General features: G+C 68.6%; 10 protein-coding genes and 1 pseudogene. 7 read left to right on the top strand and 4 right to left on the bottom strand.

Features of this window, described 5'->3' with window-relative positions; translation table 11 throughout:
- Nucleotides 1-217 precede the first annotated feature (217 nt).
- Entirely contained in the window at nucleotides 218-1,063 is an 846-nt protein-coding gene (locus AC4BEG_RS00750; RefSeq protein ID WP_490703950.1) for a hypothetical protein, read from the top strand.
- A gap of 56 nt (nucleotides 1,064-1,119) precedes the next feature.
- Here AC4BEG_RS00750 and AC4BEG_RS00745 read toward each other — a convergent pair whose 3' ends face one another.
- Nucleotides 1,120-1,479 carry a zinc-binding dehydrogenase gene (locus AC4BEG_RS00745; RefSeq protein ID WP_490703949.1) on the bottom strand — a complete coding sequence of 120 codons (360 nt, stop codon included), beginning with the start codon at nucleotides 1,477-1,479 and terminating at the stop codon, nucleotides 1,120-1,122.
- A 62-nt stretch (nucleotides 1,480-1,541) separates the two neighbouring features.
- Between AC4BEG_RS00745 and AC4BEG_RS00740 the strand changes: the two are divergent.
- Nucleotides 1,542-2,072: pseudogene (locus AC4BEG_RS00740) on the top strand (LLM class flavin-dependent oxidoreductase); the annotation flags it as partial.
- Nucleotides 2,073-2,321: 249 nt separating this feature from the next.
- Here the strand turns inward: AC4BEG_RS00740 and AC4BEG_RS00735 are convergent.
- On the bottom strand, nucleotides 2,322-3,659 hold the full coding sequence (locus tag AC4BEG_RS00735; protein ID WP_490703948.1) for a M64 family metallopeptidase: 1,338 nt from the start codon (nucleotides 3,657-3,659) through the stop codon (nucleotides 2,322-2,324).
- Between the two features lie 402 nt (nucleotides 3,660-4,061).
- On the opposite strand from AC4BEG_RS00735, the gene AC4BEG_RS00730 reads away from it, so the two are divergent.
- The 4 genes from AC4BEG_RS00730 to AC4BEG_RS00715 all read left to right on the top strand — a co-directional run bounded on the left by AC4BEG_RS00730 (nucleotide 4,062) and on the right by AC4BEG_RS00715 (nucleotide 8,300).
- A complete protein-coding gene (locus AC4BEG_RS00730) occupies nucleotides 4,062-5,981 on the top strand; it encodes a collagenase (RefSeq protein ID WP_490707319.1) in 1,920 nt (639 codons plus the stop codon).
- 124 nt (nucleotides 5,982-6,105) lie between these two features.
- On the top strand, nucleotides 6,106-6,678 hold the full coding sequence (locus AC4BEG_RS00725; RefSeq protein ID WP_490703947.1) for an O-methyltransferase: 573 nt from the start codon (nucleotides 6,106-6,108) through the stop codon (nucleotides 6,676-6,678).
- 92 nt (nucleotides 6,679-6,770) lie between these two features.
- On the top strand, nucleotides 6,771-7,838 hold the full coding sequence (locus tag AC4BEG_RS00720; RefSeq protein ID WP_490703946.1) for a hypothetical protein: 1,068 nt from the start codon (nucleotides 6,771-6,773) through the stop codon (nucleotides 7,836-7,838).
- Between the two features lie 141 nt (nucleotides 7,839-7,979).
- On the top strand, nucleotides 7,980-8,300 hold the full coding sequence (locus tag AC4BEG_RS00715; RefSeq protein WP_490703945.1) for a hypothetical protein: 321 nt from the start codon (nucleotides 7,980-7,982) through the stop codon (nucleotides 8,298-8,300).
- A 72-nt stretch (nucleotides 8,301-8,372) separates the two neighbouring features.
- On the opposite strand, the gene AC4BEG_RS00710 is transcribed toward AC4BEG_RS00715, so the two are convergent.
- Entirely contained in the window at nucleotides 8,373-9,824 is a 1,452-nt protein-coding gene (locus AC4BEG_RS00710; protein WP_490703944.1) for an amidase, read from the bottom strand.
- 137 nt (nucleotides 9,825-9,961) lie between these two features.
- Here AC4BEG_RS00710 and AC4BEG_RS00705 point away from each other — a divergent pair, with 137 nt between their 5' ends.
- Complete coding sequence (locus AC4BEG_RS00705) at nucleotides 9,962-10,582, top strand: TetR/AcrR family transcriptional regulator (RefSeq protein WP_490703943.1); 621 nt, start codon at nucleotides 9,962-9,964, stop codon at nucleotides 10,580-10,582.
- Between the two features lie 9 nt (nucleotides 10,583-10,591).
- On the opposite strand, the gene AC4BEG_RS00700 is transcribed toward AC4BEG_RS00705, so the two are convergent.
- The gene (locus AC4BEG_RS00700) at nucleotides 10,592-11,884 is read right to left on the bottom strand and encodes a kynureninase (protein ID WP_490703942.1); all 1,293 of its coding nucleotides are present in this window, start codon (nucleotides 11,882-11,884) and stop codon (nucleotides 10,592-10,594) included.
- Nucleotides 11,885-11,887: the final 3 nt, after the last annotated feature.

The raw sequence follows: 11,887 nt of genomic DNA, 5'->3' as shown, positions 1-11,887 counted from the left end.
CCGCCGGCCTTACGATCGGCGGGCCCAGGAGCGGATTTGGCGCTACCGCTCGGCGGTGTTCTGTTGTTCCTCGGGTCGGCGGCGTCGTCGGGGGACGGGGGTACTGCCGGTCCGGCACCACGGCTTGCCTTACGTGGCGCCGCAGTTGCGGCACTCGGCGCGGAAGAACACGGCGGCCGGGTCGTTGAAGCTGCTCTCCGCCGCATAATCGATGTCCATGCGAGACGTCAGGCTGTCGGAGCCGCCAGAGCCGACCGAGCACTACATCTTCAACGACAGCCAGACGATCGTGCTGGAGTGCGGATTCCAGTGGGAATCCATGGCCGACCGGAATCCCCTCGGGCTGGAGCGAATCGGGCTGGAGCGAACAACCGCTCACCGCGCTGTCCGAGCCCTGACCGAGCTGTGCGAGGGGCTCATCAGGCCCACGACGTTCGGTGTGACCAGAAACTGGGTGGACGAGTACAACTGGCCAGCCTGCGGCAATCCGCCGCGATGGAACTGGTTGCTGAAGACGCCGCAGTCGCCGCCTGACGCACACTCACTTTATGCGGACCCGCACGTCATGGAGACACCGACACTGGACGAGCGGTCGATGCTCACCGCTGTCGACCGCGTACTCGACGACCCGTGCGAGGTGCCCGAAGGTATGCGCCTGGCGTGGTCGGAGATGCACGTGGACCACACCTGGGCCCGGCTGCCCGCACCCGACCGGCACATCGAGAACGATGAACTGCGCATCGACGATCACGACAACAAGCTGCGTCGCGTTCTGGTCCCTCTTGAACACATGCACGGCCGCACCTGGGTGACCGTGCCCGAGCCCAGTGTGTGGTATCCGTTCCTGCTGAGGGTGAACAAGTCCTCGGGCACGGTGTACCCGGACGGGCTCGAGTACGACGAGTTCATCGAGATGACGATCGATGTCAACTGGTCATTTTGGTGGCATCCGGGGGAGGGACGAGCCATGCTCGAGCAAGCGGTGGACCGCCTCCTTCGGCAAGGATGGCGTGACGCAAAACCGCAATCCAGAACCCGGCAATCCAGAACCCGCCAGCAGTGATCAACGCCTGCCCCGCCTCGGCCCAGTCGAGATGACTCTCAGCGCCGGCATCTCGGTTACTTCCCGGACACGGATACCACCTGTTTGCCGACCACACCGCCTCGCTCGAAGCCCTGATGCGCCGAGGCGATGTCCGCCAGCGGATACACGCTGTCAATCACCGGCCGCAGTCCACCGGAGGTCACGTACGTGGCCAGGTCACGCAGGACGGCGGTATCCGGGTTGGAGCTCAACGTGCGGATGCGGCGGACGCCGTGCACACTCGACGCGGCGATCGCGGCCACCGAGGATGCCGACAGCGCGATGGTGGCCATCCTGCCTTCGCGGGTCAGCCGACGCCGGTAGCCGTGCAGTTCCGATCCGACCGTGTCCAGGATGACATCGAATGGTCCGAGCTGTTCCGCCGCGTGAATCATTCGGCGTGTGTGATTTCTTTGTATCACCCGCAAGCGCATCCCACCCCGCCTCCTCGGCTGCCGATTACGGGAGCTTCGGTGAGACGACCGACCCTGTCGTGCTCGCCGAGCGCCTGGACGAAGGCCTGGAACTGCTGGAGCGCTTCTGGTCGGGTGAGCCCGTGAACCATCACGGCCGGCACTACGAGGTCCGGGATGTAACGCTGTTGCCGGCCACGGTGCAGCGTCCCCGGCCGCCAGTCTGGATCGCCGGATTCTGGCCGCACCGTCGGCCCATGCGCCGGGCCGCCCGCTGGGACGGCGTGGTCCCGTTGTTCACCTCCGCCAGACATGGGCACGTCCCGCCTGTTGACGAGGTCCGTGAGCTGGTCGCCTACGTTCGTCGGCACCGGAGCGACCAGCAGCGGGGTCCCTTCGAGGTCGTCCTCGGCGGGGTCAGCCCTGGCGACAGGGCCAAGGCGCGCGACGTGATCGGGCCGCTCGTCGACGCTGGTGCCACCTGGTGGGATGAACGACAGTTCCAAGGCGGCGACGAACTCGATCGGCTCGCGCCCGTGCTGCGACGCATCGAACAGGGCCCGCCGATGTTCTGACAGTTCGTCACTCGTTTGGTCACTCGCGTCTTCATCACCTCGCCGCGCAAGGCGTGGTCTGGGCGGAACTCGTCCTGTCCCTCGCCTGCGGCCCACGGATCCAGTGGCCCAGAGGCATCAGCGCACCGCGCCACAGTCGGCCTGCCTCCCCGGCGTGCGGCAGCACGCCCGGCCCGGGAACCCAGCCCGGGACCGGGCGCGGTTGCGCTCAACTGCCGCTCTGGCGTCCCTGAATGGCCCTGCCGTGGGTCAGCGCGCGACCCGCCAGCTGCTGGTCTCCGTCAGCAGCGCGCGCAACCGGGGGTCGCGCACGGCGTCCGTTGGGTCGGTGGCGCGTACGGAGACGGTATGCGTGCGGCCGTCGGCGGGGACACCCAGGGCGCGCGGGGTCGGAGAGTCGGCATCGCGCGCCGCGACCGTCACCGGACGGCCGTCGACGGACCAGCGCAGTCGCACGCCGTGAGCCGCCTCGACGCTGATGCGCTGGTCCTTGCCGAGGGCGCGATCCGTGGGAGTGGTACCGGCGAGGACGGGCGCGTGCCGGTGGAAGCCAGCGATCATCGCCTCGCGTCCGGGCAGGTTGAACTCACGGCCCAGCGTGCGCATGATCGAGTTCTCGGTGGGGCGGTTGAGGCCGTGCGCGTAGTAGCCGCCGCCTTCGTACGCGTCGACGGTCCCGCCGTCCGGGGAGGTCTGGCCGAGCCAGCGGTACCACTTCGTCTGCTGGGCGCCCATGTCGGCGGCCGACAGCGTGCTGAGGTTGGAGCCGCCGGGCTCATCGCCCTCGTAGGTGCTCGACTCGTCGTACCAGTACTCGTCGGCGAGCTTGCCGAGCGAGTGGCCGGTCTCGTGGACGGCGACCTGGTCGGAGTCGGGGTGGTCGGAGGAGGCGGTGGCGATGCCGTCGTAGCCGGAAGGGGAGGTGATGTCGTTGTAGCCCGCGCCGCCGTACTTGGTGGAGTTGGCCAGGACGATCACGAGGTCGGGGTCTTCGGCCTTGCTCGCGTACGACTCGACCTTGTTGGTGTCGACGCAGAGCAGCCGCTCGGTGTTGGAGCAGAAGAACGACGAGCCGAGGGCGGTGTTCTTGACGACGTCGGCCGTCGGGTCGCCGGAGACTCCGGAGTCCTGGGAGACGGCGTCGACCGCCCAGACGTTGAAGAGGTCCTTGTACGAGGCGTACGGCTCGACGGCGGAGATCTTCGACCACTTGGCGCGCACGTCGGCGTGGAAGTCCTCCTGCTGGGCGGCGGTGTAGCCGTCGCCGATGAACACCACGTCGAGCTTGGACTCGACCGGTCCGTTCTGCACGATGGAGGTGACGTCGCCGTCGCCCTGGATCGTCGACCTCTCCTTCGTGGAGAGCGGGGCGGAGGCCGGGACCTCGGTGTGGCGGGGGTGGCCGTTCGGGCCGGTGAAGTACTCGACCCGCTGCGTGGGTTCGGGGCTCGCGGCCTGGTGCGGGTCGGCCGCGTTCGCGCCGCCCGCGGCGGCAAGGGCCGCGGCGGCGGTGACGCCAGTGGCCAGGGCGATACGGATGTGGTGCGTGCGGGTGGCCGTGCCGATTCTGGATATGCGTCTGCGCATGGGGGTGCGCCTCCCGAAGTGGGGTGTGCAAGTGGGGGGTTAAGCCGAGTTAAGGCCTGATTCAACGTAGAGACTCGCGGGGCGCTTGGCAATGGCCATGCCACATATGACGTTGTGGGGTGGCGGCGACTGGACGGGCCTGCCTCGGAGTGGTTCTGGCGACCCATCAGTATCGCCGCGTCTCAACAGGAGTATGCGCACCAGGGGTTCCAGGGCCATGTGAAATGTGCAATGGTACATGTCACGTACTCCCCGTGGGCATGTCAGTCGGGGAGGCTTGAACTCCCGCTGGTACCACGGTCTGCACACCCCCCACTGCCGTGCCCCGCACGGCTGCCGACCGGCCCGGAGGCCACCTTGATACGCAGATCCCCCACACGGAAACATCTCGCTCAGTTCGTGATGACGGCCCTGGTCATTTGTCTGGGGCTCGTCCTGGTCGCCGTCAACCCCGGCCAGGGGAACGCGGCCACCACCGCTGCCGCCCCTCAGGTCAAGGAGCCCAAACCGGGCTCGGGCCCTGCCCCGCAGGCCGCCACCCCCCGCACGGCCGCTGACCTGCGCGACCTCAAGGCCGAGCACGAGGCCATGGCGACCAAGGACCCCTCCCGGCGTGCCCCGTTGAGCAGCGACAAGCCCGCGCCCCGCAAGGCGAAGGGCAAGGGCCCCAAGGCGGCGTGCAACATCTCCGACTTCACCTCGAAGACCGGCGACGCCCTGGTCGAGCAGATCAAGAAGTCGGAAGTCGACTGTGTCAACTCGCTGTTTACGGTGACTGGTCAGGACGCCAAGGCGCTGTTCCGCGAGGAGCAGATGGTCACGGTGGCGAACGCGCTGCGCGCCAACGGCTCCAACTACCCGGGTGACAACACCACCTCGACCCACCAGGTGGTGCTGTACCTGCGCGCCGGCTACTACGTCCAGTACGGTCACCCGGACGATGTCGGCCCCTACGGCTCCGCGTTGAAGAGCGCCATCCAGGGCGGTCTGGACGCCTTCTTCGGCTCCTCCCACGCCTTCGACGTCACCGAGGCAAACGGCGAGACCCTGGCCGAGACGGTCACCCTGATCGACAGCGCCGGCGAGAACGTCCGCTACCTCGACAGTGTGGTCAAGAGGCTGCTCAAGGGCTACGACTCCTCGTACGACCCCATCTGGGGCATGCTCGCGGCCGTCAACAACTCCTACCGCATACTGTTTCGAGGGCATTACCTGCCCGAGTTCGTCTCTGCGGTGGAGTCCGACCCGAGCGTGCTCACCGTACTGCGCGACTTCGCCGTGGCCCACGACGATCTGCTCGGCACCGACAAGGCGTATCTGACCTACAACGCCGGTCGGGAAATGGGCCGTTTTCTCCAGCACGACTCGCTCAAGGAAACCGTCAGCCCGCTGGCCAAGGAGCTGCTCGACCGCAGCGACCTCAACGGCCGGACGGCCGCCCTGTGGGTCGGTGTGGCCGAGATGACCAATGAGTATGCGAAGGACAAGTGCTCCTTCTACGGCACCTGCGACCTCCAGAAGCGGGTGTACGAGGCGATCCTGAAGGCCAAGCACACCTGTGGTCCGAGCGTGCAAATCGTGGCTCAGCAGATGACCGATGCCGAGTTCACGGCCTCGTGCGAGAGCCTGCTCAACCAGGACCAGTTCTTCCACAAGGTGGTCAAGGACAACGGGCCGGTCAAGGACGATCACAACACCACCATCGAAGTGAACGTCTTCAACTCCTCCACCGACTACCAGACCTTCGCCGGGGTCATCTTCGGCATCGACACCAACAACGGCGGCATGTACCTGGAGGGCGACCCCTCCAAGGAAGGGAACGTGCCGCACTTCATCGCCTACGAGCAGCCGGACGGTGACAAGTTCCAGATCTGGAACCTCAACCACGAGTACACCCACTACCTCGACGGCCGCTTCGACATGTACGGCGACTTCGCGGCCGGACAGACCACCCCGACCGTGATGTGGGTAGAGGGCTTCGCCGAGTACATCTCCTACTCGTACCGCGATGTCACATACGACCAGGCGATCGAAGAGGCGGGCAAGAACACCTACTCGCTCAGCACCCTTTTCGACACCACCTACGAAAACACCAACACCACCCGCACCTATCCGTGGGGCTACCTGGCCGTCCGCTACCTGCTCCAGTCCCACCCGCAGGACGTGGACACGCTGCTCGGCCACTACCGCACGGGCGACTGGGCCGGTGCCCGCGCCTTCCTCACGAACACCATCGGCAACCGCTACGACGCCGACTTCGCCGCCTGGCTGAGCAAGTGCTCCGCCGGTGACTGTGGCAGCACCGGACATGCCAAGGCCTGACCGGCCTGACCGTCCGTTCCTCCGATGGGGCTCCGGAGCGGAGCCTCATCGGAGGAAGGGCATGGAAACCCCTGCGGGGGCCTCCGCAGGCGGATAGCGTCATGATTCACCGTGAAGAAGGGCTGTGATCATGGCAGAACGCGCGGTTCCGCCCCGCGTGGCGGTCGCGGAGCGTGGCGCCTCCGAGGCGGGGTTCAAGAAGAGCTGTATCCCTGAGGTGGGCAGGTTACTCAGCCTGGCCGCCGCTGCGAAGCCCCACGGGGTCATCGCTGAGAGCGGCACCGGCTCGGGAGTGGGCACCGCCTGGTTGCACAGTGGCCTTGGTGCCGGCGCGCGCCTGGTTACCGTAGAGCGTGACGAGGCGCTGGCTCGTCGAGCGGCCGGTGTCTTCGCGGACGACAGCCGCGTCAGCGTTCTCACGGGGGACTGGCGACTGCTTGAGCAGCATGCCCCCTTCGACGTCTTCTTCTGCGACGGCGGAGGCAAGCGTGACGACCCCCAGGGGGTCGTCGAGCTGCTTGCTCCCGGTGGCCTTCTCATCCTGGACGACTTCACCCCATCGCCCCATTGGCCGCCTCGTTTCGACGATGAAGTGGATGAGCTCCGCATGTTCTACCTCACTCATCCGGCCCTGGACGCTACCGAGGTCCTCACAACGCCAGCCAGTTCGGCGGTTGTTGGGGCACGTCGCCTGTAGCCGTGCGGACGCGCTGCCGACGGCCGCCGCGCCCACGGCCTCGAGGTGGAGGCGGCCGGGGACTGTCAGTGGCTGGTGGCAGGATCGCTGGTATGGGCTTTGTTCGTACCACTCCGCCGCGGCCGGTCGACGTCGCCGCGGTCTTTCCCGAGTTGGCTCCGTTGGCGCGGGCGGCGATTCGGTTGCATCCTCGCGCCGGGACGCCCTCGGTGTTCGAGAGTTCAGTGGGGGGTCCGTTGCTGTGGCCCGTTGAGGAGCCATGGCCGCACTGCGAAAGCTCGCACCGGGGCAGTGGGGTGTGCCAGTCACCGGCAGAAGTGCGGCTCGAGAGGCGCGTGCGAGCCCGGCGGCACCGTGATTCCCATGGTCCTGGGTACACGCCCGAGGAGGAGGCGATCAAGGAGCGGAACGACGCGGCGTTCATGGAGCGACTCGACGCCGGCCCCCCATGGCCCGCGGAGAGCCCGGTCCCCATGCTGCCCGTGGCCCAGCTTTATCTGCGCGACATACCCCTGTTGCGGCCGCCCGGCCAGGCCGATCTGCTCCAGGTGCTGTGGTGCCCTTACGACCACGAACCGTATGCCAAGCCTTCGACCGCACTGTTCTGGCGGTCCGCCGCGGAGGTCGGCGATGTCCTCGCCGTGCCGCCGGAGCCGTATGAGGCGGACTGGGAAGGCTATGTGCCGGAGCCGTGTCTGCTGGCACCGGAACAGATCACCGAGTACCCCAACAGCCTCGATCTGAGCGCGGAGGTGCGGCAGCTGCTGGGGGACTGGAGTCGATGGCAGGCAGCCGGCGTCGGTGTGGACAGCTCGTACGCGGACTATCCGGTGGAGTTCTATGACGGTGAGCTGGCTGACGCTCCCGGCTGGAAGGTCGGCGGCTGGCCCCCGTGGGGCCGCACCGACCCGTATCCCCGATTCTGCGCTGTCTGCGACGCTCAGATGGTCCCGCTGCTGACCATCGCCTCCTTCGAATGGGACAGTGGTACGCGCGGCTGGGCGCCGTACGAGGATCGAGCCGCCGCGTTTGCCGCCGGTCATGTCGCCGGCCAGGACCCCGCGCAGCCGACCGCGGTCGAAGTCGGCAGCACTGACAATCTGCAGCTCTATGTCTGCCCGGCATCTCCGGAGCATCCGCACACCGACCTGATCCAGTGAGCTGTCACTGAGTCCTCTTTCGCGAGGCCACACACACCGCAACAGCCTGGATGACTCATCAGATTCTCGCGCCACGCAACCCACTTCGATGCCCTGACGTCCAACTCCACGACGAACGACTGCGATCACGCGGGAGAGCACGTGGCGAAGAAGGACCGGACGGCGGACGCGGCGAGGGAGAAGGACCGCGAAAAGTGGATGGCGCGTTTCCAGGTACGGCTGGTCATGCAGCCGGGCGTGGACCGGGCAGTCGTGGTTCAGGCGGTCAAGGATGTCACGGCCCACTGCGCGGATACGGGAGAGCACCCGCGGACTGCCTTCGGCGACCCGGACGCCTACGCCGTGCAGGCCGCCGCGCGGCTGGTGCCGGCGGACCGGGCGGCGCGTGCGAGGCGGCACAACGGCGTGGTGGACGCGCTCGACTCGGTGTTCAAGGGGGCCAGGGACGTCGCCGGTCTGTGACAACCATCGTGCTTCGCCCGGTCGAAGCGGCAGGTCGGCCGAGGCCGAAGGGGACACCTACCGTGCTTCGGCTCAGGCGTTGCCGGGGGCGCCCGCCCACACGGTGGGGGTGCGCTGTGCCCACGGGGCGGCTTGTTCCAGCTGTCCGGCGAGGCGGAAGAGAACGTCCTCGCGTCCGTAACCCGCGGCGAACTGGATGCCGATGGGGAGCCCGGTGGCGGGGTCGGTCTCCAGGGGGACGGACATGGCGGGGGTGCCCGCGATGTTGAACACGGCGGTGAAGGGGGAGCGGTGGAAGAGCTGCTTGAGCCAGCCGAGGCCATCGGCGCCTTCGGCGCCCTTGGCGTAAGTGCCCAGGGGGACGGGCAGTTCGGGCAGGGTCGGGGTCAGCAGCAGGTCATGGCCGGTGAAGTAGCGGCCGATCGCCCGCGCGACGCTGTTGCGCATCGCGAGCGCGTGGACGAACTCGGCCCCGGTGACCCGCTGTCCGTAGGCGTAACTCACCAGTGTCTCGGGTTCGACGGTGGTGGCGTCGATGGGCCGGTCGAAGGCCGCGGCGAAGCCGTCGATCCAGGTCACCAGGTTGGCGGTCCAGAGGCGGGCGTTGGCCACGGCGAATTCCTCCCAGCCGACGCCGAGATCGACCTCGACCTCTTCCACCTGGTGCCCCAGTGACTCGGCGAGCCGTGCGGAGCGGAGTGTGGCGTCGATGATGGCGCTGTCGACGGCCCGCCCGCCCCATGGCCGCGTGAGGAGGCCGATCCGCAGCCGGCCCGGGGAGCGGGTGACTTCCTGCGCGTAGGGGCGCTCCGGCTGTTGGGCGGCGTACGGGTCGCCGGTCTCGGGGCCCCGGATGAGGTCCAGCAGCGCGGCGCTGTCGCGTACCGAGCGGCTGAGGGCGCCGTGGACGGCGAGCCCGTTGAAGACCTCGTCCGCGTCGGGGCCCATGGACACCCGGCCGCGGGTCGGTTTCAGTCCGAACAGGCCGTTGGCGGCGGCGGGAACGCGGATGGAGCCGGCGGCGTCGGTCGCGTGCGCGATCGGGACGATGCCCGCGGCGACGGCGGCGCCCGAACCGCCGCTGGAGCCGCCGGGACTGCGGGTCGGGTCCCAGGGGTTGCGGGTGGCGCCGTACAGGACGCCTTCCGTCGTGGTGCTGTACGCGAACTCCGGCGTCGCGGTGCGGCCGAGCGTCATCAGACCGGCGCGGCGGAAGCGCGTCATGAGGTATGAGTCGGTCCCGGAGATGTTTCCCGCGGCGAGACGGCTGCCCAGCTCCATGCGCTTGCCGGCCATCGCGACGGCCAGGTCCTTGATAAGGAAGGGCACGCCCGCCAGGGGTGTGCTGCCCGGGGTCGGTGTGTCCTGCGCGGGCCAGGTTTCGACGACGGCGTTGATGCGCGGGTTGACCGCATCGGACGCCCGTTGGGCGAGCGAGGCGAGTTCGGCGGGGGCCACTTCGCCACGAGCGACCAGGTCGGCCAGGCCGACGCCGTCGTAGGTGACGTACTCCGAGAGCTTCATTTTCCGTCCTTGCGGGGGAGTGTTGATACTCGCGAGTCTCGATCGATACCGATCGGTATCGCGTGAGACTGCTCGGTAACGTAACATGGGGGTTGGGGTGGTGCAACGCCCGAACGGATTGATGAAGGGCCCGCGTGATGAGCAGTCAGAGAGCCAGCAGGCACAGCAGGGTGGCCACATTGCCGCCCCGGGAACGGATCCTCGACGCGGCCGAGGAGCTCTTCTCCCGTGAGGGGATCAAGGGGGTGGGGGTACAGGCGATCGCCGACCGGGCCGAGACCACCAAGATGGCGCTGTACCGCCATTTCGCGACAAAAGATGCTCTGGTGGAGGAGTGGCTCCGGATCGTCGCCGCCGACTACACGGCCATGTTCGACCGGCTGGAGGCCGCACACCCCGACGACCCCCGGGCGCAGATCCTGGGCGTGGCACGGTCCATCGCCGCCGGACTGCCCGAAATCTCCTACCGGGGTTGTCCGTTCGTCAACTCCATCGCGGAACTGCCCGACCCCACCCACCCGGCACGCCTGCTGATCGCCGCCCACAAGGCGGGCCAGGCACGCCGGATGGCTGACCTGTGTGCCCGAGCCGGACTGTCCGATCCGGACGACGCGGCCGCGGAGATCACCTTCGCTCTCGAAGGGGCCCAGGTGACCGCCCAGAACGGATGCATCGAGCAGGTGGGCGAGCGACTTATGAGGATCGTCGAGGCCGTCCTGAACCGCCGAACGGCCCTCGGTGGCACGGACAGGGCCTAAGGCCGCGGGTCAGGTGACCGTGGCCCGTTGACGGAAGCGGTCCGCGCGGTGCTCACCGCCGCCCGCCACATCACGCAGATGCCTCATCGCCGTGAGCACATCGCCGTGCGAGAGGTAGAGCGCGTTGACGCCGAAGCGCAGCAGGTCGGGCGCGCGCATATCGCCGATGACGCCGCGCGCGGCGAGCGCCTGGATCATCCCGTACGCCTCGGGGTGACGCAGTACCGCCTGGCTGCCGCGCCGCTCCGGCTCGCGCGGGGTGACGGGCGTGAAGCCGAGCCCGTCGAGCAGGGTCGCGGCGCAGTCGAGCAGGAAGCCCGTCAGGGAAAGACTCTTGGCGCGCACCTGTTCCATCTCCACGCCGTCGTACGCGGTGAGCGCGGCCTCCAGGGCGAGCAGCGAGAGCATCGGCGGGGTGCCGATACGGGCCCGGCCGATGCCCTCCGACGGGACGTAGCCGCCGCTGAGGGCGAAGGGGTCCGCGTGCCCGTTCCATCCGGTCAGGGGATGGTCGAAGGCCGCCTGATGGCGGGCGGCGACGTAGAGGAAGGCGGGGGCGCCGGGGCCGCCGTTGAGGAACTTGTAGCAGCAGCCCACCGCGAAGTCGGCGCCCATCGCGTCGAGGCGCACCGGCAGCGCCCCGGCGGCGTGGCACAGATCCCACAGCATCAGCGCACCGGCGTCCCGCACGGCGCGGGTGATCGCCGCCATGTCGTGCAGCTCGCCCGTGCGGTAGTCGACGGGCCCATATCCGGCGACGGCCACCCGGCCGCCCTCCTCGGCGAGGAACCCGGACAGCTCCCGGGCCGGGACACGGCGCAGCTCCAGACCGAGCAGGCGGGCCACGGAGGCGGCGATGTACTGGTCGGTGGGGAAGTGGTCCGGGTCGGTCACCAGCAGGGGGCGGTCCGGGCGCGAACGGGCTGCGGCGGTCAGGGCGTTGAAAAGATGGATGCTGGTGGAGTCCCCGGCCACGGTCTGGCCCGGTGCCGCGCCGACGAGCCGTCCGATGGCGTCGCCCACCCGTAGGGGGGCCTGCCACCAGGCGTTGTCGTTCCAGGAGCGGATCAGGTCCGTGCCCCACTGCCGGTGTACGGCGTCCTCCAGGGCGGCCGGTACGGCGGCCGGCAGCGGGCCGAGGGAGTTGCCGTCCAGGTAGACGACGCCCTCGGGCAGCAGGAAGCGGTGCCTCAGCGGGGCGAGCGGATCGGCGGCGTCGAGCGCGGCAGCCCGCGCCGCCAGGCTCTCCGGCGCCTCGGTGAGCGGGGACGGTCCGGTGGGCACGGCGGATCCAGTGGGCATGGC

The organism is Streptomyces sp. JLBJ103, assembly GCF_058215575.1.
Note: the sequence above shows the minus strand (reverse complement) of the source record. Positions and strands in the feature narration are given on the sequence as shown.

Excerpts from the sequence above, each read along its gene's own strand:
- AC4BEG_RS00750 (WP_490703950.1), top strand. The coding sequence starts at position 218 with ATGCGAGACGTCAGGCTGTCGGAGCCGCCAGAGCCGACCGAGCACTAC.
- AC4BEG_RS00745 (WP_490703949.1), bottom strand. The coding sequence starts at position 1,479 with ATGATTCACGCGGCGGAACAGCTCGGACCATTCGATGTCATCCTGGAC.
- AC4BEG_RS00735 (WP_490703948.1), bottom strand. The coding sequence starts at position 3,659 with ATGCGCAGACGCATATCCAGAATCGGCACGGCCACCCGCACGCACCAC.
- AC4BEG_RS00730 (WP_490707319.1), top strand. The coding sequence starts at position 4,062 with ATGACGGCCCTGGTCATTTGTCTGGGGCTCGTCCTGGTCGCCGTCAAC.
- AC4BEG_RS00720 (WP_490703946.1), top strand. The coding sequence starts at position 6,771 with ATGGGCTTTGTTCGTACCACTCCGCCGCGGCCGGTCGACGTCGCCGCG.
- AC4BEG_RS00710 (WP_490703944.1), bottom strand. The coding sequence starts at position 9,824 with ATGAAGCTCTCGGAGTACGTCACCTACGACGGCGTCGGCCTGGCCGAC.
- AC4BEG_RS00705 (WP_490703943.1), top strand. The coding sequence starts at position 9,962 with ATGAGCAGTCAGAGAGCCAGCAGGCACAGCAGGGTGGCCACATTGCCG.
- AC4BEG_RS00700 (WP_490703942.1), bottom strand. The coding sequence starts at position 11,884 with ATGCCCACTGGATCCGCCGTGCCCACCGGACCGTCCCCGCTCACCGAG.